This window comes from Microlunatus soli (assembly GCF_900105385.1).
GTDB classification, from domain to species: domain Bacteria; phylum Actinomycetota; class Actinomycetes; order Propionibacteriales; family Propionibacteriaceae; genus Microlunatus; species Microlunatus soli.
This window is the reverse complement of sequence record NZ_LT629772.1, coordinates 5,667,452-5,694,399: the sequence shown is the minus strand read 5'-3', so window position 1 is coordinate 5,694,399 and position 26,948 is coordinate 5,667,452. Positions and strand designations below refer to the sequence as shown.

The window sequence follows — 26,948 nt, the reverse complement described above, 5'->3', positions numbered from 1 at the left end:
AAACTTTGCGATGCAACTGTATTGCGATGAGTCGAGACCCCCTGACCGAGCCGGATCCCACCACGAGCGGCCATCGCCGGGAGCCGGGCCGTCATCGCCGACGACTGGTGATCGGAGCGCTGGCCGTCTCACTGCTGGCCAATGTCGTCCTGATCGGCACCCGGGATTCCGGGGGTATCGGGTCCTGGCGCAGCCAGGCGGGGCGGCTCGCCTACCTGTCCGCCTACGACGAGGCACTGGCGGCGATGCCATCCCACCGGGCGTACGACGTGCCGACCGACTTCGGCACCGTCCGCGGCTACCTGTTCGCCAGCCCGACCGTCGAGGATCGTCGGACCAACACCGACACGACGCCGATCGTGCTGCTCCCGGGCTGGGGGTCGGGGACGCCGATGTGGCAGATCAACCTCAGCGGCCTGGTCCGGCACCGCCCGGTCTATGCGCTGGACGCGCTCGGCGACGCCGGCCGCTCGATCCAGTCCGTGCCGCTGGACTCCGCCGCAGCTCAGGCCGCGTGGGTCGAGCAAGCCCTGGCCGGACTCAAGATCAAGAAGGCCCACATCGTCGGCCACTCCTTCGGCGGCTGGTCCGCGACGAACTTCGCGATCAGATATCCGGGACGCGTCGCCTCGTTGAGCCTGCTCGACCCGGTGCAGACGTTCGGACCGATCCGCGCCTCCGTCGTCGTCCGGTCGCTGGCCTTCACCCTTCCGTTGCTGCCGGATTCGTGGCGCGACGCCGCGCTGGCCGACATCGGCGGCACCGAGCAGATCGACCGGAACGATCCGTTGACGCGGATGGTCGCCCTCGGCAATCAGCATTTCGTCTCCCATCGCTCGTTCCCGAGCCGGTTCAGCGACCCCCAGCTGCGGTCGATCAGCTTCCCGGTGTACGCCGCGATGGCAGCCGACAGCGCAGTGAACGGTGACCCCGACAAGGCCGTGGCACGGGCCCGTCGGCTGGTCGCCGGGATCAGCATTCGGAGCTGGCCGGGCGCCTCCCATTCACTGCCGATGGAACGGCCGGCGGAGATCAACGCCGAATTGGTGGCCTTCATGGACCGGATCGGCTGATCAGCACCCGTCGACGACGGGAATGACGTCATGTGACTCAATTCTGACGTCAATTCAGTATTGACGTGGCGTCATCATGGTGCCACGATGACGCCATGACCTCCTCCACTCTCGCCGCAGCGGAGCGCGCCCCGGCCGGTCGGTTCCGACGGTGGGTCGCTACCACGGTCGGCGTCGGTCGCTCCTATCTCGGTCATGCCGAGCTCGTCTGGCGGTCGGCTCCAGCGGCGGTGATCGCCGCGCTGTCGCTGACCCTGGTCGGTGCAGCGGCGTCCACCGCCGGGATCGTGCTGTTGGGCAAGGTGGTCGGAGCTGCCACCGCAGCCGCCGACGGATCGGGCGACCTCGAGCAAGGGCTGCGCTGGATGGCCTGGCTTGCGGTGAGCTTCCTGATCCCACCGGTCTCCGGCGCCGCGGTCAGCGTGCTGAGCCAGCACATCATGTCCGCCGCGGTGGCCCGGGTCGGCGCGTTGACCAGCGAGTTCGCCAGCGCCCCGGACGGGATCGAGCAGTTGGAGGATCCGACCGCAGCACGACGACTGCATCGGATGGTGCAGGCGATCGGCGAATGGACCTATCTGGAAGGCATCGGCGCAACCTGGACGGTGCTGCAGACGAGGCTGAGTGGTATCGGCGCGTTCGCCGTCATCGCCGACTGGCACTGGTGGGCCGCGGTCCTGCTGGCGATCGGCTATCTCACCACCGGTCGCGCGTTGACGGCCTGGCTGCTGGCGATCTTCGCCGACATGGCACTCGAACCACCGATGCAGCGCCGCCGAGCCAGTTACCTGTTCGACGTCTTGATGAAAGGCAACGCAGCAAAGGAGATCCGACTGTTCGGCCTGCCGCAGTGGATGATCGAACGCTACGGCCGGCTCTGGCAGCAGGCGATGGTCGACGTCTGGCGACGCCGCAACCGGACCATCCGGCCGGTGATCGCCACGACGGTGGTGATGTTGCTGTGCGCCGTCGCGTTCTACGGCGTGCTCGGCTGGGAGACCTGGACCGGGATCGTCCCAGCAGGCACAGCAACTGCTCTGGTCGGTGCCTCGATGGGCCTACAGGCCATCGGCATGCTCGGCGACGAGCAGGTGCTCTGCACCCAGGCGATCGCCACCACCGACCGACTTCGTCGGGCCCGGATCGAGGTCGGACTGCCCGGCCTGTCGCCGGCCCCGGACCCGACGCCGCGGCCAGCACCGGTGGCCGATGATCAGCCGACGAGGCCGGCTCGGATCCGGATCGAAGATCTCCACTTCGGCTACCCGAGCCGACAGACGCCGATCTTCTCCGGCCTGGACCTGGAGGTGCCCGCCGGGCAGTCGATCGCCATCGTCGGTGTCAACGGTGCCGGCAAGTCGACCCTGATCAAGCTGCTCTGCGGGCTGTACCGTCCCGATGCCGGCAGCATCCGGATCGACGACGCCGCGCCGGCCGCCGACCGGCGCGCCCGAGAACGGGTGGCGGTGATCTTCCAGGACTTCGTCCGCTATCAGCTGTCGCTGAAGGAGAATGTCGCCCTCGGTGCGCGTGGAGCACCCGATACCGAGGCCGTGGTCAGCCGCTCGCTGCATGATGCCGCCGGCGACGACATCCTGGACCGACTGGGCGGCAATTGGGACACGGTGTTGTCCGGGGAGTATCGCGGCGGCACCGACCTTTCCGGTGGCCAGTGGCAGCGGGTCGCGCTCGCCCGAGCCCTGGCGGCGATCGCCGGCGGCTCCGGCGTGCTGGTGTTGGACGAGCCGACGGCAGCACTCGACGTTCGTGCCGAGGCGCACCTCTTCGACCGGTTCCTGGAGGTCACCCGAGGGATGACCACGGTGCTGGTCAGTCACCGACTCAGCTCGGTCCGCCATGCCGACCGGATCGTGGTGATCGACAACGGCCGGATCGTCGAGGACGGCAGCCATGATCAACTGCTCGAGCGCGGCGGTCGCTACGCCGACATGTTCACCCTGCAGGCCAGCCGATTCGTGGCGGCCTCCGGGGCCGATGCGACCGACAATGAGGAACTCCCATGCTGACCATGATCAGATCCGTCTGGCTGGTGATCGCGGCGTCGATCCGGGTCAGTCCCTGGCAGAGTGCGGTCTGCCTGCTCGAGACGCTCAGCAATGCGGCCGGGCTGCTGCAGCCGCTCTTCATCGCCTGGTTGATCACCGGCGCGATCGAACGCGACCCTGCGCTGGTGTTGCGGGCGGTCTGCTGCCTGGTCGGATCGCTGACCGTGGTGGTGGTGCTGATGATCATCGGCAACAACGCCCGGGTATCCCAGTACGAACGGGTCGGCTTCTGGTTCGACACCGAGATCTCTCGGCTGACCTCCTCGATCGCCACGCTGGATCATCTGCAGAGCGCGGAGTATCAGGACCGTGCACAGACGCTGCGTGATCATCAGGGCCAACTCGGCTTCGCCTTCAACGGCGTGTTGAACGCCTTGCGCGCCGCCGTCACCGGCGTCGGCACCCTGGTGTTGGCGCTGACCGCCGATCCGAGGATGTTGCTGGTCGTGCTGGCCGGACTGCCGGTGGTGCTCAGCACCCGCTGGACCACCCGGTGGCAGACCGCGACCGACGACGCCGCGGCCCAGCCCAGCCGCCACGTCAAGCATCTGCTGGGATTGGCGACCGAGCCCGGACCGGGTGCCGAGGTCCGGGTCTTCGGCCTGCAGAACTGGCTACGGGACGCGACCGCGACCGCGACCCGGGGATGGCTGGACCGGCGGGTCGGCCTGGCCCGCCGGCAGGGCCTGCTGGAAAGTGCCGGCAACGTGATCTTCTTCGTCGTCGCGGTCATCGTGCTGGGCTGGATGTTGATCGACACCATCCGCGGTCAGGTGTCCATCGCCGACTTCGTCCTCGCCGCCACGCTGATCACCCGGCTGCAGATGATCAGCGAGTCGCTGCAGTGGTCGATCCGGATGCTGGTCCGGGTCAGTGACGACGGCGGACGGTTCCTGTGGTTGCGCGATTACACCGCCGCCCAGGCCGCACGACAGCGCGGCACGACGACACCACCGGATCGGCTCAGCACGGGGATCAGCACCGTCGGTCTCGGCTACACCTATCCCGGTGCGGACTCCCCCACCCTGACTGACGTCGACCTCGAACTGCCTGCCGGTGCGGTGGTCGCCGTGGTCGGCGAGAACGGCGCCGGCAAGTCCACCCTGATCGGGCTGCTGACCGGGATGCTCAGACCGACCACGGGTTCGGTGCTGGTCGACGGTGTTGATCTTGAACAGTTCGACATCGCGCAGTGGCGATCACGAATGTCGGGCGCCTTCCAGGACTACGCCCGGCTGGAATTCAGCGCCCAACAGTCGATCGGTGTCGGCAATCTGGACGATCTTGACGACCGGCCGGCCGTCCGGGACGCCCTCGACGAGGCTGCGGCCACCGACGTCCTGACGGCGCTGCCATCAGGTCTGGACACCCAACTGGGCACCACCTGGCCGGACGGCGTGGAGCTGTCCGGAGGCCAATGGCAGCGACTGGCCATCGCCCGCGGCATGATGCGCGATTCCCCGCTGCTGCTGGTGTTGGACGAGCCGACGGCCGCGCTGGACGCCGGCACCGAGCACGCGCTGTTCGAACGGTACGCCGAGGCGGCTCGCCGGACCGGCGGTCATGGTGGCGTCACACTGCTGGTCACCCACCGCTTCTCCACGGTCGCGGCGGCCGACCTGGTGATCGTTCTCCGGGACGGCTCGGTGGCCGAGATCGGGACCCATGCCGAGTTGTACTCCCGGGGCAGCCATTACGCCGAGCTCTACGACCTGCAGGCCCGCGGCTACCGCTGAGTCCGGCTTGGTTCAGCTTGGCACACGACGAGATCGTGTAGCAGGATCTCCCGGGGCTTTTGAGAGGGAGTTGGCCGATGAGTGCTGAGGGTATGCCGGAGGGGCTCGTCGACGATGCGCCGAGCACGGCGACGGGCTGGACCCGCTACGGTCGGGGCGCGGTGCTGGCTGCCGCCGTCGGCTACGGGCTGGACGGCTTCGACCTGTTGATCTTGAGTTTCGCGCTCGGTGGCATCATCAGCTCGCTCGGTCTGTCCGACCCGCAGGCCGGCAGCCTGACCACGGTGACCTTGCTGGGTGCGGTGCTCGGCGGCATCGTGTTCGGCATCCTCAGCGACCGCTATGGCCGGGTCCGGATGCTGACCTACTCGGTGATCTTCTTCGCCGTCTTCACCGGTCTGTCGGCGCTCGCCCAGGGTTACTACGACCTGGCGGCGTACCGTTTCGTCGCCGGCATCGGGATCGGTGGTGAATTCGGGATCGGCATGACGCTGGCCGCCGAGGCGACCTCGGCGCGGCTCCGGGCCCGGGCCACTTCCTGGGTCGGGATCGGCTTCCAGTGCGGTGTTCTGGCCGCTGCTCTGGTGTCGGCGCCGATCATCGCCGTGTTCGGCTGGCGCGGACTCTTCGTCGTCGGCGTGCTCCCCGCGGTGGCGGCGATCATCATCCGCAAGCAGCTGCCGGAGTCGCCGACCTTCCTGCAGCGTCAGCAGGACGGCCCGGTCGGCCGGCAGCGGCTGAGACTGAGTTATCTGGTCGCCGACCGAGCCACCGTGGGCTACACGGTGGCGATGATCATCTTGACCTCGGTGCAGAATTTCGGCTACTTCGGCATCATCAGCTGGCTGCCCACCTACCTGGCCAAGAACGTCGGCCTGGACCTGACGTCGTCGGCGTTGTGGACCGCGGTCACCGTGCTCGGCATGATGACCGGGATCATCACCTTCGGGCAGCTGGCCGACCGGGTCGGCCGTCGACCGACGTTCCGGATCTTCCAGCTCGGCGCCGCGGCGTCGGTGCTGATCTACAGCCAGTTGCACGATCCGACCGCGATCCTGATCGGCGGCTTCGTGATGGGCCTGTTCGCCAACGGGATGCTCGGCGGCTACGGCGCCCTGATGGCCGAGTTGTATCCGACCCGGGCCAGGGCGACCGCGCAGAACGTGCTGTTCAACGTCGGCCGCGGGATCGGCGGCTTCGCGCCGTTCCTGATCGCCCTGGTGGCCAGCGCCAACGGCTTCGGCTTCGCCCTCGCGCTGTTGTCCAGCATCTATGTGCTGGCGTTCCTGGCGATGTTCCTGATCCCCGAACGCAAGGGCACCGAACTGACCTGAGCCGGGATCGCGTCCCGGCCCGGTCCGTCGGCCGAGTCGTCGGTGAAGTGTGATCAGCCGGCTCGGAGGTTCTCCAGCACCGCGTCCAGATCATCGGGCTTGACCAGCACGTCACGTGGCTTGGAGCCCTCCGACGGACCGACGATGCCGCGGGTCTCCAGGATGTCCATCAGTCGACCGGCCTTGGCGAAGCCGACCCGCAACTTGCGCTGCAGCATCGACGTCGAGCCGAGCTGCAGGGTGACCACCAGTTCGACAGCCTGCAGCACCAGTTCGAGATCGTCCCCGATGTCCTCGGCGACCTTCTTGGCCGCCGGTGCCTGGACGACATCCTCGCGATACTGCGGTTTCAGCTGCTCGGTGACGTGCGAGACGACCTTGCGGATCTCCGACTCGCCGACCCAGGCGCCCTGGATCCGGACCGGTTTGCCGGCTCCCATCGGCAGGAACAGCGCATCGCCCTGGCCGACGAGTTTCTCCGCACCCGGGGAGTCCAGGATCACCCGGGAGTCGGTCATCGACGACGTGGCGAACGCCAGCCGGCTCGGCACGTTGGCCTTGATCAGACCGGTCACCACGTCGGTACTCGGCCGCTGGGTGGCCAGCACCAGGTGGATGCCGGCAGCTCGGGCGAGCTGGGTGATCCGTACGATCGAATCCTCGACGTCGCGGGGCGCGACCATCATCAGATCGGCCAGCTCGTCGACGATCACCAGCAGGTACGGGTACGGCTCCAGCTTGCGCTCCGAGCCCTCCGGTGGCGTCACCGTCCCGGCCCGGACCGCCTTGTTGAAGTCGTTCACATGCCGGAACCCGAAGTGCGCCAGGTCGTCGTAGCGCATGTCCATCTCGCGGACCACCCACTGCAACGCTTCGGCGGCCTTCTTCGGCGCGGTGATGATCGGGGTCACCAGATGCGGGATGCCCTCGTAGATCGACAACTCCACCCGCTTCGGGTCGACCAGCAGCATCCGGACCTCGTCGGGTGTCGCCCGCATCAGGATCGAGGTGATCAAGGAGTTCATGAAGACCGACTTGCCGGCGCCGGTCGCACCGGCCACCAACAGGTGCGGCATCTTGGACATGTTGGCGATCACGAAGCCGCCCTCGACGTCCTTGCCCATCCCGACGGTCATCGGATGTTGATCATTGCGCGCGGTGTTGGACCGCAGCACGTCACCGAGGGAGACGATCTCCTTGTCGGTGTTGGGGATCTCGATGCCGATCGCGGACTTGCCCGGGATCGGGGACAGGATCCGGACCTCGTTCGAGGCCACCGCGTAGGCGATGTTCTTGCTCAGCGCAGTGACCTTCTCCACCTTGACCGCCGGGCCGAGCTCGACCTCGTAGCGGGTCACGGTCGGTCCCCGGCTGTAGCCGGTGACCTGGGCGTCGATGTTGAACTGTTCGAAGACGCCGGTCAGCCGTCCGACGACTCCGTCGGAGGCCTCGGTCCGAGCTCGCGGAACCGTTCCCTGCTTGAGCTCTGCGGAATCCGGCAACAGGTACTGGACATCGCCGGAGAGCTGCAGTTGCTCCACCCGTTGCGGCGGCGGCGTGTGCTGCGGCGGTTCCAGCTCGGCGTCGTCGTCCTCTTCGCCGCGGACGTGGAAGCCCGGCGGCAGCCCGGCGGTCACCGGGCCACGATCGGCGACGACCGGTTCCGGCGTCTGCGGCTGCTCCTGATCCGCTGTCCGCGCATCGTCGTCGGTCAAGGGCTCGACGTCGGTCCCGCCGTCGCCGGTCTGCTCCGGCGTGTCCTGGCTCCCGGTGTCCTCGACCAGGTCGACCCGGTCGCCGATCGCCTGCGGCTGCTCGTCCTTGTCCTTCTTCTTCCGACGGGACTTGCGTCCGTCGGTGATCATCGGGGTGTCGTAGGCCTGGTCGGTGTCGTACTCCGGCTCCTCCACGACCTCGCCGTCGATCACCCGTCCCGGCATCATCCGATCACGCAGGTCGGCGAACCGCGACGGCATCTCGTGCAGCGGAATACCGATGATCACCACCACGCCGAACATCATCAGCAGCACCAGCAGCGGCACCACGACGAAGTTGGTCTTCAGCAGGTCGTGCAACAGCGAGGAGGAGATGAACCCGAGGACGCCGCCGGCGGCCCGCAGCTTCTCCGGGTCGTTCGGCCGGGGCAGCCCCTGCGCCAGGTTGATCAATCCGAGCAGACCGAGCAGCGCAGCACTCCAGCCGACGAACTGGCGTCCGCCGGGGCCGTTGTGATCGGGATGTCGCAAGGTCCGCCAGGCCATCGCGGCCAGCAGGATCGGCGAAGCGTAGGCCAGCGTTCCGATCACGCTCGTGACGCCGACCTGCACCCAGTTGCCGACCGGGTTCGGCAAGCCCCACCAGAACTGGGCGGCGACCACGATCGCCATCGCGATCATCAGCAGCCCGGCACCGTCGCGGCGCAGCGCGGGATCGATCTCGTCGCGGCCGGTGCCGACCTTGCGGGCACCGCCTCCGACGGCATGGGCGACCCCCATCCAGGCGCCGCGCAGGCCACGTCCGATCACTGCACCCGCGGACGGGCGGTCCGGCCGCTGCTTGCGCGGCTGATTCCGCGGGGAGGAACCCTTACGAGGGGTCGCCGACTTACGGCTGGTGGGTTTCTTGCTTCCGGGCGAGCGCGAAGTCGACCCGCCCCGCGCGGACGCGGAGCTGGAGGTACGAGTCCGCGCTGGGGAAGACGCGCGGGTCGCCATGCCTCATAACGTACGCCATCGGGCCGGTCAGGCTCTTCGTCTACACGCCGCCCGGGGCGGAATATCGCCGTGCCGGCCACTACGCCTCGATAAGCTCGCGGGGTGCGCAGCGAGGCGATCATCCCGGTCTATGTGCGCATCTCGGCCGGTCATTTCGACGAGGACGCCGATTATGCGACGTTCCGCTCCCGTGGCACCGACGACTGGCTGCTGATCCACACCCTGGCCGGCGCCGGCCGTTTCGGCGACGGCGAGCAGGTTCATCGGGCGGAGCCCGGCCAGGTCACGCTGATCACACCCGGGACCCCGCACGACTACCGGACCGACCCGGACGCCGGCCGCTGGCAGTTCTACTTCGCCCACTTCCGGGCCCGCAGCGATTGGCGATCGCTGCTGGACTGGCCTGCGCTCTCCCCCGGCCTGCACCAGCTGACCGTCGACGGCAACATCCGCGAACAGGTGGAGACCAATCTGGCCGACGCTGTCCGCTGGAGTCACAGTCTGCTGCGGCAGAGCGGCCTGCTCGGTCTGAATCGGCTGGAGGCGGCCCTGTTGTGGTGTGACCTGGCCAATCCGCTCACCCAACCGCTCGATCCCCGGGTCCGCGATGTCGTCCGGACGGTGGAGGAGGATCTGCGGCGGCAGTGGACGCTGGCCGACCTGGCCCGGATCGTCGACCTGTCGGAGTCGCGAATCTCACATCTGTTCCGCAGCCAACTCGGGCTGAGCCCGTTGGGGTTCGTCGAGCAGCGCCGGATGCTGTTGGCCGCGCAGTTGCTCGACCTGACGTCCCGGCCGGTCGGTGCGGTGGCCGCCGAGGTCGGGTACGCCGACCCGCTCTACTTCTCCGCCCGGTTCAAGCGGCAGTACGGCCTCAGCCCGCGCGCCTACCGCCGCCGACCGATCCCGGCCGACGAGCCGAGCTGAACCTGCGCACGGACCGGTCCCCGGCCCGGGTCGATTCGCCCGTTCGGGTGAGGCTTCGAGTTCAGAAGGCCCGGGCGTACTGTTCGGGGACCCTGATCTCACCGCCGAGCTCACGGGCGGCATGCAACGGCCAATACGGGTCACGGAGCAACTCGCGGGCCAGCAGGATGACGTCGGCCTCGCCGTCGGCGATGATCTTCTCCGCCTGGACCGGCTCGGTGATCAGCCCGACCGCGCCCGCCGGGATCCCTGCCTCGTCTCGGATCCGGCTGGCGAACGGGACCTGGTAGCCGGGCTCCAGCGGGATACTGACACCGGCGACGTTGCCACCACTGGAGGTGTCGATCAGATCGACACCGTGCTGTTTCAGTCGGCGGGCCAGCTCGACGGTCTCATCGGCGGTCCAGGCCGGACCGGCGCCGTCGGCCAGCCAATCGGTCGCCGACACCCGGAACAACACCGGCAGCTCTTCGGGCCAGACCGAGCGCACCGCATCGGTGATCTCCAGAGCGAGCCGGATCCGGTTGTCGAAGCTGCCGCCGTAGTCATCGGTCCGCCGATTGCTGACCGGCGACAGGAACTGATGAACCAGATAGCCGTGGGCGCCGTGCACCTCGGCGACCCGGAATCCGGCGGCCAGCGCTCGGGCGGCTGCGGTACGGAACTGCGCCACCATCTCGGCGATCTCGTCGACGGTGAGCTCATGGGGCGTCGGGAAGCCGTCGCTGAACGGCACCGGGCTCGGCCCGACCGGCTGCCAACCGCCGTCGTCGGGCCCGACCGGGCCGCCACCGTTCCACGGTTGCGCGGTGGATGCCTTGCGTCCGGCATGCGCCAGCTGGATCGCCGGCACCGCGCCCTGGGAGCCGATGAAGGAGGTGATCCGGGTGAATGCGTCGGCCTGCTGGTCGTTCCAGATCCCCAGGTCCTGCGGGCTGATCCTGCCGACCGCGCTGACCGCGGTCGCCTCGGTCATCACCAGTCCGGCGCCACCGGTTGCCCGGGCTGCGAGATGGGCGAAGTGCCAGTCGTTCGGAACCCCGGTCGCGGTACCTTCCGATGCCGCGCTGTACTGACACATCGGCGCCACCCAGATCCGATTGGGGAAGGTGACCGAACGCAACTGGTACGGCTCGAACAGCAGGCTCATCGGGGCGGAACTCCTTCATCGGGACGAAAAGATCTCGGCCCGGCGCACAGTGCCGGACAACTGCCCCAACCTCGTGCCGTCGCCCGCTATTCCGAGCGCGTCACGATCGGGTGGTTGCCGGAATGCCAGACCCTCCCCTGCCGCTGATACGCCTTGCCGGCTGCCGCCCGATCGGCCGCTGCTGTGCCGAGCTCGCGTTCGATGATCCACAGGCCGAGGTCGGCGCCACAGAACAGTGCACCGGCGGTGATCCGATTGCCGTCGTCGACAACCCGCTCGTCGATCACCTCGCCGACCAACGGGCGGAGGTCGTCGTAGCAGCTGCGATTGGTGGTCGCCGGCCTGCCGGCCAACAAACCGGCCGAGGCCAGCAGCATGCCGCCACTGCAGACCGAGGCGATCCACGGCATGTCCGGCTCCAGCTCGATCAACCGGGCCGCGAGATCGCCGCGCTGTGCCTCACCCCAGGCGCCGGCGTCGGCCCGGTTGCCCCAACCACCGCCCGGAACGATGATCCCGTCGCAGCGGTCGAGGGTCGTCTCCGGTTCGATCACGATGCCACGCATCGAGCGGACCGTCGTCGATCCGCCGACCGTTGCCAGCTCGACGGCGATGCCGGGGACGGACAACATCTCGTACGGCCCGAACACGTCGATCTCATCGAACCCGTCGAACACGACGATCTGGAGGCGCAAGCTCATGGTCGTCATCGTTGCCACCCAGTGAGTCGCCCGCAACCGAATAGTGCCCGGGCGGGACCGGACCGTCTCGACACTGCGACTGCGCCGAATACTCTCGTCAACGACGCCAAACGCGAGACCGCACGGACCAAGATCAAGTGACCGGACAGTCCGAGATCACCAAGTCGGATCTTCAAGCAGGGCTGGGATCCAGGCCGGCACAAAGTGTCAGACCTCGTGTCTAGTGTTGATCACATGATCGATGGCAGCGGGCTGATGCGCACCGCCCTGAGGGGTGTGGGTGTCGACCCGGCCTGCCTGGCCACCGATCAACTCCTCGACCAAGTCACCGCATCGGATTGGCTGGTCCGCGTCGGACTGAACTCCCGACTGATCAGCATCGCCAACTGGGCCGACCGATTCCCCGCCGACAGCATCGCACCCCACCAACTCGCCATCCCCGGTGGTGACCGGCCGATCCGGCCCGGTGGTGACGGCACTCCCGAGGTCACCCGGTTCTGCGTCACCGACCTCGCTGCCCACCTGCACAAGCCCACCGGCACCGCCGAACGGATGATCGCCGACGCCCTCGACCTGCGGCACCGCTTGCCGCGGGTATGGGCAAGGTTGTGTCGCTATGAGATCGACGGCCTGGACGGTCAGACCATCGCCCGGCAGACCCGACACCTGACCCTGGAGCAGGCGTTGGATGTGGACCGGTCGATCGCCGACTTCGTTGGTCGGTTCAGCTATGGCCGGTTGTTGAGTCAGCTCGAGGCGATCATCATCCGGGTCGACGCGGTCACCATCAAGAAGTTGGCCGAGCAGGCGGCGCAGGAGGTCGGGGTCTGGATCAACCAGAGCAACCAGCACGGCATCAAAGGAATGTTCATCAAGGCCAAGACTCCGGCCATCATCCGGTTCTACGCCCAGGTGACCCGGATCGCCGACATCCTCGCCCGCCGCGGCCACACCGGCAGCAAGGACGAACGAATGGCCGCCGCCATCGACGTGCTGGCCAACCCACTCGATGCGGTCCGGATGATCGCCGAAGACACCGAACCTACCCTGTTCGACCCCGATCCCGACGACGACTCCTTGCTCCCGCGGCCGATGGGCGGCGCCTGCCCGACCGGGCAGGATGCTGCAGCTGACGTTGTCTCAACCACTGGTTCTGCAGACGACGATCGAGAACCCAGCGATCCGACCACCGACAGCCAAGCCACCGACAGCCCAACCACCGACGGGCCGCTCGGCGGGCGTGATGATCACGATGATCTGCTGCCACCCGACCCGGCCGCCGATGCACTCGACCAAGACGACTCGTCGCCACGGTTGCCGCGTGTTGATCAGGATCGACAACTCGCCGAGCTCGCGATCCGAGCGATCGGGCGGATCGACCCGGCCAAGTTCCGACCCAACGCCACCCTGTATGTCCACATCGCCACAGAGACCCTGGACACCGGACTCGGCGTCACCCGGGTCGAGAACATCGGCCCGATGATCTCCACCCTGGTCGCCGACTGGCTCGGAGACTGCAACATCACCGTCAAACCCGTCATCGACCTGTCGGCGGACCTGACACCGGTGGATTCGTATGAGATCCCGAGGGCCATGCGGGAACGCTTGTTCTTGAAGTATCCGGGCAGCATGTTCCCGTTCTCCGGGTCCGTCGGACAGCATCTTGATCTTGACCACAACATCCCCTACGTCGACGGCCTCCCAGCCCAAACCCGGGAAGACAAGCTCGGCCCGAACGGGCGGCGGGAGCACAATGTGATCACCCACGGACTGTGGAAACGGCGACGAGCCGAGCCCGGAACGTTCCTGTTCCGGGCGCCAGAAGGCACAGTGTTCCTGGTCGACGCGACCGGCAGCCACGACCTCGGTCGCGGCGACTTCGCCCAACACATCTGGCAATACGCTGCGCCCACACCACCCTCCGCCTGAAGCGACCATCTGCGCCCGGCGATCGGGCAGCCGCCGAGCCCGGCGTCTGCCAGGGGAACTGATCGTGAACTGAACTGATCAGCCCCTCCACTGACAGACTGTCAGCCATGTCCGGCGACGCTTCGTACACAGTCACGGCCCTGAACGGCATCGGGGACATTCAACCGGGCGACGACGTCGGTCAGGTCATCGCCGACGCACTGGCAGCGACCGGCCGCGAGCTCGCGAACGGCGATGTCATCTGCGTGGCGTCCAAGATCATCTCCGTGGCAGAAGGTCGCAGGACCGCCCTCGACACCATCACACCGACCGAATGCGCACTCCGGCTGCAGGCACAGATCCCTCGCAGGGACGCCCGTGTCGTGCAGACGATCATCGACCAGACGGCTGACCCGACCGGCCGTCGCGTCGCCGTCTCCGGTGACCACATCTCCGGCTGGCTGCCGAACGGACTCGTGCTGACAAGTGCGGGCGTCGACTCGGCCGGGCCCGATGCAGTCCTTCTCCTGCCGACCGATCCTGACGCCAGTGCAGCCGGCATCGCAGCTCACCTTCGGGTCGCGACGGGACGCCAGGTCAGTGTGATCATCACCGACAGCGATGGTCGCCCGGACAAACGCGGAGCGACCCAGGTCGCCGTCGGTGTCCACGGCATCACACCACTGCGCACCAGTCACGGCGACGAGACACTCTGCGACATGCTGGCAGCAGCCGCGGCCGTCATGATGGGACAGCGATCCGCCGGTCGACCCGTCGCTATCGTTCGAGGCGTCGAGTACGCCTACGATCCCACCGCTCGCATCGGCGATGCATTACACGACGCCAACAAGATCGACGGCAGGAGCCAGCGGTGAAAGCCCCCAGCCCGAGACCAGCAGCTGACCACGAATTGGTCGTCATTGCCCCGCTGGCGCCGATCAGCGTCGGCGATCATTTCGAGCAAGGCACAGTTCCGCTGCATCTGACGACGCTGCCGAAGATCCGCGTGCCGCAGGCGAACTTGTCCGCGGTCCTGACCGCATTCCGACGGATCGCAAACGCCACGAAACCGATGACCGCGACCGCTGCGGACTACGACCATTTCGGTGCGGCCGCGGATGTCGGAGTGACGACCATCGAGATCTCGGACCAACTCCGGACGCTGCACCTTTCTCTGCTCGAGGCCGCCCGACAAGCGGCGGCGCTGCCGATCCAGCTTGCCTACCACGGCGACGGATACCGCCCGCATGTCACGCATGCCCACAACGGCGACCGGGTCTGTCCCGGCGACTCGATGGATCTCACCGCACTCGCCGTCCTCGATTGCAGCCGACCGCTGCGATCGATCACCGCGTTCTGGCCACTCGGTGACCAACCGCCAGTGACCTGACTCCGATTGCGCAAACCGGGCGACTGCACGCGAGGCGACGACCGTCCCAGCTGCCGGAATGCTGTGGCAACACGCGACGCCAGCTTTGGGTTCGGTTTGCACTGTCGGGCGCTCAGTGAGGGCTTTCGGACTCCTCAGCACCGACGCTCCCAAGATCATTTTCGGTGCACAGTCTGCAAATATGCAGAGCCCTTTGATAATGGATATTCGGCGACCGCCGGTGCTACGGTCCGGCGGAATTCATCAATCTCCGAAGGGAATTTCTCGATGCGCGTCCGCACCAAGCTTGCGATGGCTGTCGCTCTCGCTCTACCCGCTTTCGCACTCAGCAGCCAGCAGGCCTCCGCCCACGGTTGGAGCGTTCAGCCGGCCGATCGGCAGTCAACCTGTGCCGACCAGGGCAGCTACGCCGAATGCGGCGACATCATGTACGAGCCGCAGAGCGTCGAGGCGCCGAAGGGCTTCCCCGAAAGCGGACCGGCTGACGGCTCGATCTGTTCCGGAGGGATCGAACGGTTCGCGCAGCTGGACGATCCGCGGGACGGCAACTGGCCGACCACCAAACTGACGGCCGGCCAGGGCTACACCTTCGAATGGACGTTCACCGCCGAACACTCCACCGACAAATTCGAGTACTTCATCACTAAGGACGGTTGGGATCCGACCAAGCCGCTGACCCGTGACGACCTGGAGCCCGAGCCGTTCCTGACCGTACCGATGAACGGTGACAAGCCGACGTCCGGTCTCAGCCAGGCCGGAACGATCCCGACCGGCAAGTCCGGCCACCATCTGATCCTGAGCGTGTGGACCGTCGCCGACACTGCGAACGCGTTCTACAGCTGCTCGGATGTGGACATCACCGCCGCCTGACGTCTCAGCCGGCCGGTCCGAACGGGATCCCGATCACGTACCAGGCAAGGAAGAACGCCATCCAGACCACCCAGACCACCGCGGCCAACGGCATCGTGAACGACGCCAGCGTGCCGATCCCTGCCGACTTGCGGTATTGCTGGATGAAACCGAGCGCCATCACGAAGTAGGGGCTCATCGGTGTCACGCAGTTGGTGACCGAATCGGCGACCCGATAGGCGGCCTGGGTGGTCGCCGGTTCGATCCCGAGGAGCAGCAGCATCGGTACGAAGATCGGCGCCGCCAGCGACCACATCGCCGAGCCGGAGGTGATCACGAAGTTCATGATCGAGATGATCACCGCCATCCCGAGCAGGATCAGCCAGCCCGGCGCGGACGCACCCTTGAGCAGCTCGGCGCCCTTGATCGCCATCACCTCGCCGATCCCGGTCCACTTGAAGTAGGCCAGGAACTGCGAGATCGCAAAGAACAGCACCAGGATCGGCGCCATGTTCTTGAAACCCTGGATCATGGCGGCGATGAGGTCCTTGGGTCCGGCATAGCTGCCGGACACGGCACCGTAGATCGCGCCCATCCCGGCGAACAGCAACCCGATCACGCCCGCCATCCCGGAAAAGATCGGCGACTCCAGAATGCTGGCTTCTTCGCCACGGAACGGCGAGCCGTGCGGGATCAGAACGGCCACGACCGCGGCGATGTAGACCAGGCCGAAGATCAACGACCAGCGCAACGCCGCCCGCTGCTTCGCCGAGATCTCCAGCTGTTTGGCGTCGCCCTCCTCGTCGGCGACGTAGTCCTCGTCGACGTGCAGATCGGGCCGCTTGGCCAACACGGTCTCCACCACAACGGTGATCGTGACCGCGATCAGCAGCGACGAGGCCAGTCCGAAGAAGTAGTTGGCCACCGGCGTCACGGTGATCGATTCGTCAATGGTGTGCGCGGCCGCGGTCGTGATCGAGCTGAGCAGCACGTCGGTGGTGGTCAGCGACGGTGACGCGTCGTAGCCGGCAGAGATCGAGACGAACGCAACGATCGCGCCGAGCACCGGCGACTTGCCGACCGCACGGAAGATGATCGCACCGAGTGGGATCAACGTGACGTAGGCGGCATCGCCCGCGACGTGGCTGATCATGGCTGCGAAGGACAGCCCGAAGGTGACGAATCGGGCCGGCATCCGGGTGATCGTCAGCCGCAGCGCCGTGTCGAAGAGCCCGGAACGCTCGGCGATCACGATCCCCAACATCGTGGTCAGGATCGTTGCCAGCGGCGGAAACGACGCATAGTTGTCGACGATGTCGCCGATCATCGTCTGCAGCCCCTCGGCCGACAGGAGCGACTTGATCACCACGGGTTTGTTGTCGGCCGGGCTGATCACCGATACGTCCAGGCCGGCCAGGATCGCGCTGAGGACGGCGACAACCGCGGCCAGGATCCAGAACAGCCAGAACGGATGCGGAAGTTTGTTACCGACTCGCTCGATGCCGGAGAAGATCGCGAACGTCGTTCGCATGCCCTTGGAGGCCGGGCGATCGGTCAGTGTGGGGGAACTCAACGGCTTGCGCACCCTTCCTCGTCATCGGACCGACAACAGGTCGATCATTCGGGGCACGCTATCAACGGTCGCCACATCTTCCGGAATCGGCGGCCGGGCGACGATCAGCACGTCGACACCGAGCTCGGCCGCTACCTCCACCTTGGCGACCGTGTGGTCACCACCGGAGTCCTTGGTCACCAAAAGATCGGGCCGGTGCTGCTCGAAAATCGTCCGTTCATGATCATGGTCGTAGGGTCCACGCGATCGCAGAACCGTCCAGCGGGCCGGTAACGGCGACGTCGGCACGTCGACCAACCGGATCAGCGCATCACGGTCGGCCCAGGATCCGAACGCCGGGAGGCTCTGCCGGCCGGTGGTGATGAACGGCCGACGACTGCCGGTGCCGTGCTCGGCGGCAGTTGCCAGATCGGGCACCCAGTCCCAGTTCGCTGCCACCGGATGATCACTCCAGCCGGGCCGGACCAGCCGGAACAGCGGGATGCCCGTCCGGCGGGACGCCTGGGCGGCGTGGTCGGACATCTGCGCGGCGAACGGATGGGTTGCGTCGACGACCACCGAGATCTTCGTCGCGAGGAGATAGTCGATCAGTCCCGCCGTTCCGCCGAAGCCGCCGATCCGTACGGGTCCGGTCGGCAGTCGCGGATTGCCGACCCGACCGGCCAGCGAGCTGATCACCGGTCGACCGGCACCGGTCAATTCGGCCGCCAGGCTGCGAGCCTCGGCGGTTCCACCGAGGATCAGGATGGTCATGATCGACTCCTCGGCCGACGCCATCTGCCATGCCCCGCGGACATCCCGACGGCGGCCGCCAGGGCCGCACCGCCGACCAGCGCCGAGAGGGACGTACTGCGAGGGATGTCACGTTGATCGGCCGGTCGTCCGGTGCCCAGCTCGCCGCGGTCCTCGACGACTCCGTGGTAGCGGTTGGCCCCGCCGATCGTGACGCCCAGAGCACCGGCGAACGCAGCTTCGACCACACCCGCGTTCGGACTCGGATGTTGCCCGGCCTGGGTCCTGATCGCCGTCAGTGCGTTGCCGGGCCGACCACCGACCAGGACGGCGGACAGCATCGTCAGTCCTCCGGCCAGTCGAGCGGGCAGCCAGTTCGCCACATCGTCCAGTCGCGCTGCAGCCCAGCCGAAGCGCCGATAGCGGTCCGAGCGGTGGCCGATCATCGCGTCCAGGGTGTTGATCGCCCGGTAACCGAGCAACCCGGGCAGGCCTGCGACACCGCCCCAGACCAACGGCGCGACAACGGCATCGGAGGTGTTCTCCGCGACCGACTCCACACACGCGCGGGCGAGTTCGTCGGCCGACAACTCGGCCGGATCCCGGCCGACCAGATGAGTGATCTGTTTCCGCGCACCGTCAAGATCACCGTCCTGCAGCAGCCGATGCACGGCGCCGGCCTCCCGGTTCAGTGAACGTCCGCCGAGCACGATCCAGGTCGCGGCTCCGGTCAACACCGTCCGCAACACGGGCCGGCCCGTGGTCACGGCGGACGCAGCCGCGCCGGCGCCGACAGCGGCACCGACCAGCAGCCCGACATGAAGCACCCCGGCGAGCCGGTCGTCGCGATAGGTCCGGTGTTCCAGAGCAGTCGCCAGCCGGCCGAACCCGGCCACCGGGTGCCAGCGCCGCGGATCGCCGATTGCTTGATCGGCGGCGTAACCGAGCACCAGGCCGCCGATCAGCGCCCGGACGTCACAACGTCGTAGGCTCCTCATTCGTGAGCTCCTCGGAACGAACGATGTTGATCACCGGCGGCGTACGGTCCGGCAAGTCGTGGTACGCCGAACAAGCCGCCACGGCAGCGGCCGTCGACGGCCGGGTCAGCTACGTCGCGCCCGGACCTGCACCCGACCCGGTTGCCGATCCCGACTGGGCGGCACGCGTCGATGCTCACCGTCGCCGCCGGCCCGCGGGCTGGACAACGATCGAGGGCAGTGATCTTGCCGGAGCCATCGGCGGCGGCGACGGCCCAGTGTTGATCGACTGCCTCGGCACCTGGGTGACCGCCGTCATCGACGAGCTGGGGACCTGGGAGACTCCGCTGTCGGAGTGGAAGCCGGATTTCGACGATCGGCTGGCAGCGGTGCGCGAGGCGTGGCGACGCACCGACCGTACGCTGATCGCGGTCAGCAACGAGGTCGGCTGGGGCGTTGTCCCCGCCTACCGGTCGGGCAGGATCTTCGCCGACCTGCTCGGCGAGGTGAATCGGACGATCGCTGCCGTGTCGGACCGGGTCGTGCTGATGGTGGCCGGTCGACCGTTGATCATCCCAGCGGAGCCCGACGACGGCGGTCTCGATGATCATGGCAGCACCCGATAGTCGATCAACGACAGGACAGCGATCACGGTCGCACCGATTTCCACCGAGGCGCCCATCACATCGCCGGTGACACCGCCGAAGCGGCGGACAGCATGCCGGACCAGACCGGCCACGACGGCCAGCGCCGCAGCGACCGCCAGCAGCCCACCGACGATCCCGGTGCCTCCCCACGGGCCGACCACCACACCGCCCAGCGCGATCGCCACGGTCACGATGATCAGCACCGTCGGCCACCCGAGTGAACCTGCAACCAGCGCGCCCAGGCCACCCTGCCGGGCCGGCGGCACCGGACGGGCACAGCAGATCACCAGCGCGGACCGGGACAGGCAGATGATCATCGCCACCGCGACCGCGCCCCGCAGATCATCGGCCAGCGTCCCGAAGCTGACCGCCTGCAATCCGACAACGATGATCATGGCCAGCACACCCATCGGCCCGATGTCGCCCCGCTTCATGATGTCCAGCGCCTTCTGCCTGTCCCAGCCCGATCCGAGTGCGTCCACGGTGTCGGACAGACCGTCCAGATGGAAGGCCCGGGTCCCGAGCGCCGCAGCCGCGACACCGATCAGACCGGCAGCCGGTGCCGGCAGTCCGGCGAGCCGCGCCAGCCAGGTCAGGGCTGCGGTGATGACCGCAACCGGAACCACAGCGAGGGGTGCGAGCATGATCATCCCGCGGGCCAGCGTTGCGTCGATCGGTCGCGGCCGCACCGGGAACACGGTCAACAGCCCTGCCGACGCCGCCAGCGCGTCGAGCAGTCGTCGGCCTCCCCCTGCCGTTATGGCCATCGTCGCCCCATCACAGATCGGCCAACAGACTCATCCGCGACATCAGCAACGCAGCCGAGCGAAGCAGCGGTACGGCAACCAGCGCGCCGCTGCCCTCGCCCAGCCGCATCTCGGCGTCGACCAACGGCCGCATGTCGTGCTTCTCCAGCGCCAGCCGCTGCCCCGGCTCGGTCGATCGATGTCCGGCAGCACACCAGGCCAGCAGCCCGGGTGCCAGGTCCTCGGCGGTGACGGCTTCGGCGACGGCGATCAACCCGTCCAGCAGGATCGGCACGCCGGCCCGGGCCGCGGTGATCATGATCGCCACGGCCGCGACCAGGTCGGCGGATCCGAGTGCGACCAGCCGTTGCCACGGGTCGGCGGCACGGTCACCGATCCGTTGCAGCGCCTGGTCGATGATCATGGTCTTGTGGTGCAGTGCTTCGTCGGCGATCCCGGTCCCCCGGCCGGTGACCTCGGCGGCCGACACCCCCAGTGAAGCGGCGATCAGCGCCGCGGCCGGGGTGGTGTTGCCGATCCCGAGGTCGCCGACGATCAGCAGTCCGGCCCCGGCAGCCAGCTGCTCCTCCGCGATCGCGACTCCGGCCGCATAGGCCGTGGCCGCCTCGTCGGAGGTCAGTGCGTCCTCCACGTTCAGCGGCCGTGACGAGCGCCGGACCTTGTGTCGACCGACCTCCTCGGGCAACCCGCTCAGCTCGTCATCGACGGCGAGATCGTAGATCTGCAACGGAATGTCGTGTTGCTCGGCCAGCACCGTCGCTGCCGCCGTGCCGGCGACGAAGGCGCGGACCATCGCCGGGGTCACCTCTCGCGGGTAGGCCGAGACGCCCTGATCGGCGACGCCGTGATCACCGGCCAGGACGACCGCACGCGGTCGCAGGTCGGGGTCGGCCGGACAGCTGCCCTGACACGAGCTCAGCCAGACCGCCAGCTCCTCCAACCGGCCGAGCGATCCGGTCGGCTTGGCCAGCGCATCGATCCGTTCCCGGGCATGGCTCGCCACCGCCGGATCGGGCGGTGTCACTGGCTCGATGGTGGGAATCATCGCTGTCCTCCCGGTTCGGGTCCGAACGACATCAGGTCCGGGTTCGTCAGGGTCTTGATCAGCTGGTCGGTGGTCTCCGGGTCCCGGACGGCGACCCTGATCCAGGAGGCGTCCAGTCCGGGGAAGGTGTCCCCACGGCGGACGACGATTCCATGATCACGAAGTCGGGATCGGAGCCCGACCGGGCCACGGACCAGCACGAAAGGAGCAGTCGCGGGCTGCACAACAGTCAGCCCGACCCGTTCCAGGCCGACGATCAGCAGCCGGCGGCGGGGCTCGAAGTCGACAGCGGCCCGGGCCGCCTCGGCCCGCGCCGATTCACTGAGACAGGCCACCGTGGCGTCGATCGCCGGCACCGAGACCGACCACGGTGGTTGCTGGGCTCGCATCGCTGCAATGATCGTCGGGTCGCCGACGGCGTACCCGGCACGCAGACCGGCCAGTCCCCAGGTCTTGGTCAACGAACGCAGCACGACGATGCCGGTGAGATCTCCGCCGATCAACGACTCCCTCTCCCCAGGCACGGCATCCATGAAGGCCTCGTCGACGCAGACCACCCGCCCCGGCCCCACCAGTCGCCGGATCCGGTCCGCCGGGTGCAACACACTGGTCGGGTTGGTCGGATTCCCGATCATGATCAGATCGGCGTCGTCGGGAACGGCCGCAGGGTCGAGGGCGAAGCCGTCCGCCTGATCGGTGATCACCCGTCGAGGCACTCGGCCGGCCGTGCGAAGGGCGGCTTCGGGCTCGGTGAACTGGGGATGGACGACGACCGGCCGATCGCCCGCGACGCCGCGGGCGATCAGGGTGAAGGCCTCGGCACCCCCGGCTGTGGGCAGCACCTGCTCCGCCGTGACGCCGTGCGCAGCGGCGATGGCGGCGATCGCCCGTTCCGGGCGTGGATAGCCGGCCAGCGCGTCGACACTGCCCCGCAAGATCTCGGCCAACCAGGACGGCGGCCGATCAAGACGTACGTTGACGGCCAGGTCGGTCAGTCCGTCGGCGATCTCACGGTCCCCGTGATGATCAAGATCATGGTCGGGCGGGTCGGTTCGGCGACGCGATTCCTTCGAGTGCTGGGCGATCGAGGGCGGGGCGATGACGCCACCGGCAGGCTGCGGCACCCGCCGTGCGTAGCTGTGGACGGCGTCGGCGAATCGTCGAGCGACCTGCGGCTGGCCTGCCCAGTGAAGATGCAGGTAGGACGCATGGAGGGTCGGGCGTCCGGATCCGGACGGGTCGAGTGAGTAGCCCTCCGGCCGGTCGTCGATCTGCCAACCGGCCGAGGCGCCCGCCGGCGCGTCGCTCAGCACGGCGGTGCGATGGAACTCGTGCCCGACGACCGTGCCACCTGCCGGTGACAGCAGTTGATCATGGTCGGCGACGGCCGTGCGGTAGCCGAGCCGGAGTCGCTCGGTCATCCCGGCATCCACCGGGAGCGCACCGACCATCGGGGCGCCGTCGCAGCTGCGACACAAGTAGAGCAGGCCGGCACACTCGGCGACCGTCGGCAGGCCGGACGCGATGGCGTCGGCGATGTGTTGCCGCAGACGGTCGTTGCCGGCGAGGTCGGCCGCATGCAGCTCGGGGAAACCACCGCCGAGATACAGGCCGGCCGTACCGTCGGGAAGCCGCTGATCGGTGACCGGATCGAAGATCACCGGCCGACAACCCGCAGCCCGGAGCAGCTCCTCGGTCTCGGGATAGTGAAACGTGAACGCTCGTCCGCCGGCGACCGCAACCACCGGGGCTGCGGAATCCGTGGCGGCGGTCGGATGGGCACCGATCGCCGCGGCGGGATCCCAGGGGGCGCCGCGCAGCCCGGGGGCCCGTCGAGCCACCTCGCGGATCGCATCCAGATCGACCATCCCGGCGAGCAGCTCGGCCAGTCGGGCGACAGCGTCGGCCGCCTCGCCGCGCTCGGCCGCCGGGATCAGGCCGAGATGACGGGACGGTACGGCGATCCCCGCGTCGCGGGGCACCGAGCCGAGCACCGGAAAGCCCTGCTCCGCCAAGGCCGCGGCGACCTCGGCACGGTGTCGATCCGACCCGGCCTTGTTCAGGATCACCCCACCGATCTGCAGCTCGGGGTCGGCCGCGGCGAGGCCCGCGACGATCGCGCCGGCGGTCCGGGACAGCCCGGAGACGTCGAGGACGATGATCACCGGTGCCCCGAGCAGTCCCGCGACATGGGCGGTGGACGCGAATCCGGGCGTACCGAGCTGCCCGTCGTACAGACCCATCACGCCTTCGACGACAGCGAGGTCGGCGCGGTCCGGTACGGCCATCCCGTGCAGGAACAGCGGCAGTATCGCCTCCGGGCTGCACAGCCGGGGATCGAGGTTGCGGCCCGGACGTCCCGTGGCCAGCGCGTGGTAGCCGGGATCGATGTAGTCCGGACCGATCTTGAAACCGGCGACCCGGTCACCAGCGGCCCGCAGCGCTGCCATCAGGCCGGTGGCGACGGTGGTCTTGCCCTGTCCGGAGCCCGGCGCCGCGATCACCACCCGCGGGCCAGCCTGCACCAGGTCGGATCCCCCGACCGTCACCACTCGATCCCCCGCTGGCCCTTCTGGCCGTTGTCGAAGGGGTGCTTGATCTTGGTCATCTCGGTCACCAGATCGGCCTGCTCGATCAACGCCGCGGGCATCCGCCGCCCGGTGATGATCACATGTTGCTGGCCCGTTCGGTTCGTCAACGTGTCCACGACATCGTCCAGGTCGACCCAGCCCCAGTTGATCGGATAGCTGAACTCGTCCAGCACGTACAGCTGATGGGTCTCGGCGGCGATCCGGCGCTTGATCTCCTGCCAGCCCTCGGCAGCCGCGGCGGCGTGATCCTCCGCACTGCCACCCTTGCGGCTCCAGGACCAGCCCGACCCCATCTTGTGCCACTCCATCGGTCCACCGGCGCCGGTGTCGCGATGGATCTGATCAAGCTGTTCCAAGGCCGTTTGCTCACCGATCCGCCACTTCGCCGACTTGACGAACTGGAAGACCGCGCTGGACCAACCCTGGTTCCAGCCCCGCAGGGCGAGGCCGAAGGCGGCCGTCGACTTTCCCTTGCCGTCGCCGGTGTGGATGATCAACAGTGGCCGATTGCGACGCTGCCGGGTGGTCAGCCCGTCGTCGGGTGTGCGCTCCGGTGTTCCCTGCGGCATCAGGCTGCCCCGCTGGACGGGACCCGGCTGCGGACCGCGTCGACGATCACATCGGCGGCGACCTGCTCCACCTGGACGTAGTCAGCCTGCAGTCGGTGCGCCAATTGCCCGGCCAGTCCCATCCGGAATCGTCCGGACTCGCAGTCGATCAGCACCGCATCGATCCCTCGTGCCCGGACCAGATCCGCGGCCTGTCGGGAGCGATCGACCGCGTCGGATCCGTACGTCGCCCGGCCGTCGGTGATCACGATCATCAGCGGCCGTCGCCGCGGGTCGCGGATCCGCTCCACCCGGATCAGGTCGGCAGCCCGCAGCAGCCCTTCGGCCAGCGGTGTCCGACCGCCCGTCGGAAGATCGGTCATCCGCCGGGCGGCCGCGTCCACCGACGAGGTCGGTGGCAGCGCCAGCTCGGCGTGATCACCGGCGAAGGTGATCAACGCCACCCGGTCCCGGCGCTGATAGGCGTCCAACAGCAACGACAGGGTCGCGGTCTTGACCGCCTCCATCCGACGGCGGGCAGCCATCGAGCCGGAGGCATCGACCACCAGCAGCACCAGATTGGATTCACGACCCTCGGTGATCGCCCCACGAAGATCATCACCACGGATCGTCAGTCGGTCCCGGGCCCGATCCGGATGCCGCGCAGCAGCCCGTACGGTGCCGGGCAGATGAACTCGATCGCCACGCTGGAAGCGATCCGCGGCACGCACCACCCGCCCGACACTGGTCACGGCACGCGATCGTCGACCGGCTGCACCGCTGCCCAGACCACCGGCGGTGAAGAGCCTGGTCCGGTAGGGAGCATCGGCCTGCGCCACCCGGCCGGGACGATTGCCGCGCGGCATCTCGGTGTCGGACTGCTCACGATCATCGTCGTCGGCCGTGGCGTCGGACTGTTGGGACGCCTGGTCGGTGCTGGTGTCCGATGCCGATCCGCCGGGCGCCGGTTTGTCCGGTGTCGCGTTCTTCTCTCCCGAATTGTCGGGCTCGGGCCTGTCGGAGTCGGCACTGTCGGAATCGGGACTGTCAGGGTCGGGACTGTCAGGGTCGGGGCTGTCGGGATCGGTCCCGGTCGGTGGCTCGGGATCGGGCTCGTCCTCGGCAAGCAACCGATCCAGCAGCTCTTCGTCCAGGCCCGGCGCATCAAACGGGTTGCGGCGACGCCGGTGCGGCAACGCCAACAGTGCAGCGGCGCGGATGTCCTCGCGGAGCACTCGATCCCGGCCCTGCCACGCGGCGTGGGCGATGGCCGCCTTGGCGGTCACGATGTCGGCCCGCATGCCGTCCACATCGAAGCCGGCACAGACCCGGGCAATCGTGACCAGGCCCCGATCGTCCAGGACGACCGAGGCCAACCGCTCCCGGGCCGCGGCGATCCGGACCCGCAGCTGATCCTCACTCTCGGCGAACCGGTCGCGGAAGCCGCTCGGGTCGGCGTCGTAGGCCATCCGTCGGCCGATCACCTCGGCACGCAGTGCCGGATCACGCGGTGCGGTCACCTCGACGGTGAGGCCGAACCGATCCAGCAGCTGCGGTCGGAGCTCGCCCTCCTCGGGATTCATGGTGCCGACCAGCATGATCCGGGCGGCGTGGCTGACCGACATGCCGTCCCGCTCCACCGTCGAACGCCCCATCGCAGCCGCGTCCAGCAACAGGTCGACGAGATGATCATGGAGCAGGTTGACCTCGTCGACGTACAGGATGCCGCGGTGCGCGGCGGCCAGCAGCCCCGGCTCGAAGGTGGTCCGGCCCTCGCCCAACACCCGCTGCAGGTCCAACGACCCGATCACCCGATCCTCGGTGGCACCGACCGGCAGCTCGACCAGCCGAGCCGGACGGACCTGCCGGCCGACGTCGCGGTGCGGTCCGTCCGGGCAGCCCGGATCGGGCTCGGTCGGATCGCAGCCGAAGCGGCAGCCGTCGACCACCGTCTGGGCGGGCATCACCGCGGTCAACGCCCGCACCATGGTCGACTTCGCGGTGCCCTTCTCCCCGCGAACCAGCACCCCGCCGATCTGCGGCGACACGGTGCACAGGATGAGAGCGAGTGCCATCTGGTCCGAACCGACGACCGCGGTGAAGGGAAAACCGGCGCCGGTGCTGCCGGAGTGATCGGGGCGGTCGGCGAGGCTGGGCTGCTCGTCGGCCGGCGTCACGGTCTGGCTCATGCAAAGTCCTCCCGCAGGTGTCCACGCCTGC

21 protein-coding genes are annotated in these 26,948 nt (G+C 68.2%); 10 read left to right on the top strand and 11 right to left on the bottom strand.

Annotated features, from left to right (window positions below):
• Nucleotides 1-26: 26 nt before the first annotated feature.
• The 4 genes from BLU38_RS26085 to BLU38_RS26070 all read left to right on the top strand — a co-directional run bounded on the left by BLU38_RS26085 (nucleotide 27) and on the right by BLU38_RS26070 (nucleotide 6,209).
• Nucleotides 27-1,073 (top strand): alpha/beta fold hydrolase, encoded by a 1,047-nt coding sequence (locus tag BLU38_RS26085; protein WP_091529072.1) that lies wholly within the window; start codon nucleotides 27-29, stop codon nucleotides 1,071-1,073.
• A gap of 95 nt (nucleotides 1,074-1,168) precedes the next feature.
• Complete coding sequence (locus BLU38_RS26080; protein WP_091529069.1) at nucleotides 1,169-3,100, top strand: ABC transporter ATP-binding protein; 1,932 nt, start codon at nucleotides 1,169-1,171, stop codon at nucleotides 3,098-3,100.
• A gap of 2 nt (nucleotides 3,101-3,102) precedes the next feature.
• Complete coding sequence (locus BLU38_RS26075) at nucleotides 3,103-4,875, top strand: ABC transporter ATP-binding protein (RefSeq protein ID WP_231920046.1); 1,773 nt, start codon at nucleotides 3,103-3,105, stop codon at nucleotides 4,873-4,875.
• 77 nt (nucleotides 4,876-4,952) lie between these two features.
• Entirely contained in the window at nucleotides 4,953-6,209 is a 1,257-nt protein-coding gene (locus tag BLU38_RS26070) for an MFS transporter (protein WP_091529063.1), read from the top strand.
• Nucleotides 6,210-6,262: 53 nt separating this feature from the next.
• On the opposite strand, the gene BLU38_RS26065 is transcribed toward BLU38_RS26070, so the two are convergent.
• Complete coding sequence (locus BLU38_RS26065; RefSeq protein WP_091529061.1) at nucleotides 6,263-8,923, bottom strand: DNA translocase FtsK; 2,661 nt, start codon at nucleotides 8,921-8,923, stop codon at nucleotides 6,263-6,265.
• Between the two features lie 102 nt (nucleotides 8,924-9,025).
• Between BLU38_RS26065 and BLU38_RS26060 the strand changes: the two genes are divergently transcribed.
• The gene (locus tag BLU38_RS26060; RefSeq protein WP_231920045.1) at nucleotides 9,026-9,850 is read left to right on the top strand and encodes a helix-turn-helix domain-containing protein; all 825 of its coding nucleotides are present in this window, start codon (nucleotides 9,026-9,028) and stop codon (nucleotides 9,848-9,850) included.
• Between the two features lie 61 nt (nucleotides 9,851-9,911).
• On the opposite strand, the gene BLU38_RS26055 is transcribed toward BLU38_RS26060, so the two are convergent.
• Entirely contained in the window at nucleotides 9,912-11,000 is a 1,089-nt protein-coding gene (locus BLU38_RS26055) for an NADH:flavin oxidoreductase/NADH oxidase (protein ID WP_091529058.1), read from the bottom strand.
• 86 nt (nucleotides 11,001-11,086) lie between these two features.
• Nucleotides 11,087-11,701 (bottom strand): DJ-1/PfpI family protein, encoded by a 615-nt coding sequence (locus tag BLU38_RS26050; RefSeq protein ID WP_157683720.1) that lies wholly within the window; start codon nucleotides 11,699-11,701, stop codon nucleotides 11,087-11,089.
• A gap of 204 nt (nucleotides 11,702-11,905) precedes the next feature.
• Here BLU38_RS26050 and BLU38_RS26045 point away from each other — a divergent pair, with 204 nt between their 5' ends.
• The 4 genes from BLU38_RS26045 to BLU38_RS26030 all read left to right on the top strand — a co-directional run bounded on the left by BLU38_RS26045 (nucleotide 11,906) and on the right by BLU38_RS26030 (nucleotide 15,869).
• A complete protein-coding gene (locus BLU38_RS26045) occupies nucleotides 11,906-13,630 on the top strand; it encodes a hypothetical protein (protein ID WP_172836225.1) in 1,725 nt (574 codons plus the stop codon).
• Nucleotides 13,631-13,737: 107 nt separating this feature from the next.
• Entirely contained in the window at nucleotides 13,738-14,484 is a 747-nt protein-coding gene (locus tag BLU38_RS26040) for a coenzyme F420-0:L-glutamate ligase (protein ID WP_091529050.1), read from the top strand.
• Nucleotides 14,481-14,999, top strand: a complete 519-nt coding sequence (locus tag BLU38_RS26035; RefSeq protein ID WP_157683719.1) for a 2'-5' RNA ligase family protein — start codon at nucleotides 14,481-14,483, stop codon at nucleotides 14,997-14,999. The genes BLU38_RS26040 and BLU38_RS26035 overlap by 4 nt, the downstream gene beginning before the upstream one ends.
• A gap of 267 nt (nucleotides 15,000-15,266) precedes the next feature.
• Nucleotides 15,267-15,869, top strand: a complete 603-nt coding sequence (locus BLU38_RS26030; protein WP_091529045.1) for a lytic polysaccharide monooxygenase auxiliary activity family 9 protein — start codon at nucleotides 15,267-15,269, stop codon at nucleotides 15,867-15,869.
• A gap of 4 nt (nucleotides 15,870-15,873) precedes the next feature.
• On the opposite strand, the gene BLU38_RS26025 is transcribed toward BLU38_RS26030, so the two are convergent.
• From BLU38_RS26025 to BLU38_RS26015, 3 genes are read right to left on the bottom strand one after another with little or no spacing between them, the layout of a single operon-like run.
• Entirely contained in the window at nucleotides 15,874-17,421 is a 1,548-nt protein-coding gene (locus BLU38_RS26025; protein ID WP_231920044.1) for an AbgT family transporter, read from the bottom strand.
• 21 nt (nucleotides 17,422-17,442) lie between these two features.
• Entirely contained in the window at nucleotides 17,443-18,174 is a 732-nt protein-coding gene (locus tag BLU38_RS26020) for a cobalt-precorrin-6A reductase (protein WP_091533169.1), read from the bottom strand.
• Nucleotides 18,171-19,151, bottom strand: coding sequence for a cobalamin biosynthesis protein (locus tag BLU38_RS26015; protein WP_091529043.1), 981 nt, complete (start codon nucleotides 19,149-19,151; stop codon nucleotides 18,171-18,173). The genes BLU38_RS26020 and BLU38_RS26015 overlap by 4 nt, the downstream gene beginning before the upstream one ends.
• 2 nt (nucleotides 19,152-19,153) lie before the next feature.
• Here BLU38_RS26015 and BLU38_RS26010 point away from each other — a divergent pair, with 2 nt between their 5' ends.
• Nucleotides 19,154-19,756: a bifunctional adenosylcobinamide kinase/adenosylcobinamide-phosphate guanylyltransferase gene (locus BLU38_RS26010; RefSeq protein ID WP_231920043.1), complete on the top strand. Its 603-nt coding sequence runs from the start codon at nucleotides 19,154-19,156 to the stop codon at nucleotides 19,754-19,756.
• On the opposite strand, the gene BLU38_RS26005 is transcribed toward BLU38_RS26010, so the two are convergent.
• The 5 genes from BLU38_RS26005 to BLU38_RS25985 are packed head-to-tail and all read right to left on the bottom strand — an operon-like array spanning nucleotide 19,738 to nucleotide 26,803.
• Nucleotides 19,738-20,544, bottom strand: coding sequence for an adenosylcobinamide-GDP ribazoletransferase (locus tag BLU38_RS26005; protein ID WP_091529037.1), 807 nt, complete (start codon nucleotides 20,542-20,544; stop codon nucleotides 19,738-19,740). The two genes, BLU38_RS26010 and BLU38_RS26005, sit on opposite strands and share 19 nt — an antisense overlap.
• Before the next feature lie 10 nt (nucleotides 20,545-20,554).
• On the bottom strand, nucleotides 20,555-21,589 hold the full coding sequence (cobT, locus tag BLU38_RS26000; protein ID WP_091529034.1) for a nicotinate-nucleotide--dimethylbenzimidazole phosphoribosyltransferase: 1,035 nt from the start codon (nucleotides 21,587-21,589) through the stop codon (nucleotides 20,555-20,557).
• On the bottom strand, nucleotides 21,586-24,117 hold the full coding sequence (locus BLU38_RS25995) for a cobyrinate a,c-diamide synthase (protein WP_197680288.1): 2,532 nt from the start codon (nucleotides 24,115-24,117) through the stop codon (nucleotides 21,586-21,588). The genes cobT and BLU38_RS25995 overlap by 4 nt, the downstream gene beginning before the upstream one ends.
• Nucleotides 24,118-24,134: 17 nt before the next feature.
• Complete coding sequence (gene cobO / locus BLU38_RS25990) at nucleotides 24,135-24,749, bottom strand: cob(I)yrinic acid a,c-diamide adenosyltransferase (protein WP_091529032.1); 615 nt, start codon at nucleotides 24,747-24,749, stop codon at nucleotides 24,135-24,137.
• Complete coding sequence (locus BLU38_RS25985) at nucleotides 24,749-26,803, bottom strand: VWA domain-containing protein (protein ID WP_197680287.1); 2,055 nt, start codon at nucleotides 26,801-26,803, stop codon at nucleotides 24,749-24,751. Before BLU38_RS25985 ends, cobO begins: the two co-directional genes overlap by 1 nt.
• Nucleotides 26,804-26,948 lie beyond the last annotated feature (145 nt).

Coding starts and splice junctions, on each gene's coding strand:
- BLU38_RS26085 (WP_091529072.1), top strand. CDS start 27: ATGAGTCGAGACCCCCTGACCGAGCCGGATCCCACCACGAGCGGCCAT.
- BLU38_RS26080 (WP_091529069.1), top strand. CDS start 1,169: ATGACCTCCTCCACTCTCGCCGCAGCGGAGCGCGCCCCGGCCGGTCGG.
- BLU38_RS26075 (WP_231920046.1), top strand. CDS start 3,103: ATGATCAGATCCGTCTGGCTGGTGATCGCGGCGTCGATCCGGGTCAGT.
- BLU38_RS26070 (WP_091529063.1), top strand. CDS start 4,953: ATGAGTGCTGAGGGTATGCCGGAGGGGCTCGTCGACGATGCGCCGAGC.
- BLU38_RS26065 (WP_091529061.1), bottom strand. CDS start 8,923: ATGGCGACCCGCGCGTCTTCCCCAGCGCGGACTCGTACCTCCAGCTCC.
- BLU38_RS26055 (WP_091529058.1), bottom strand. CDS start 11,000: ATGAGCCTGCTGTTCGAGCCGTACCAGTTGCGTTCGGTCACCTTCCCC.
- BLU38_RS26050 (WP_157683720.1), bottom strand. CDS start 11,701: ATGAGCTTGCGCCTCCAGATCGTCGTGTTCGACGGGTTCGATGAGATC.
- BLU38_RS26040 (WP_091529050.1), top strand. CDS start 13,738: ATGTCCGGCGACGCTTCGTACACAGTCACGGCCCTGAACGGCATCGGG.
- BLU38_RS26030 (WP_091529045.1), top strand. CDS start 15,267: ATGCGCGTCCGCACCAAGCTTGCGATGGCTGTCGCTCTCGCTCTACCC.
- BLU38_RS26020 (WP_091533169.1), bottom strand. CDS start 18,174: ATGACCATCCTGATCCTCGGTGGAACCGCCGAGGCTCGCAGCCTGGCG.
- BLU38_RS26015 (WP_091529043.1), bottom strand. CDS start 19,151: ATGAGGAGCCTACGACGTTGTGACGTCCGGGCGCTGATCGGCGGCCTG.
- BLU38_RS26005 (WP_091529037.1), bottom strand. CDS start 20,544: ATGGCCATAACGGCAGGGGGAGGCCGACGACTGCTCGACGCGCTGGCG.
- cobT (WP_091529034.1), bottom strand. CDS start 21,589: ATGATTCCCACCATCGAGCCAGTGACACCGCCCGATCCGGCGGTGGCG.
- cobO (WP_091529032.1), bottom strand. CDS start 24,749: ATGCCGCAGGGAACACCGGAGCGCACACCCGACGACGGGCTGACCACC.
- BLU38_RS25985 (WP_197680287.1), bottom strand. CDS start 26,803: ATGGCACTCGCTCTCATCCTGTGCACCGTGTCGCCGCAGATCGGCGGG.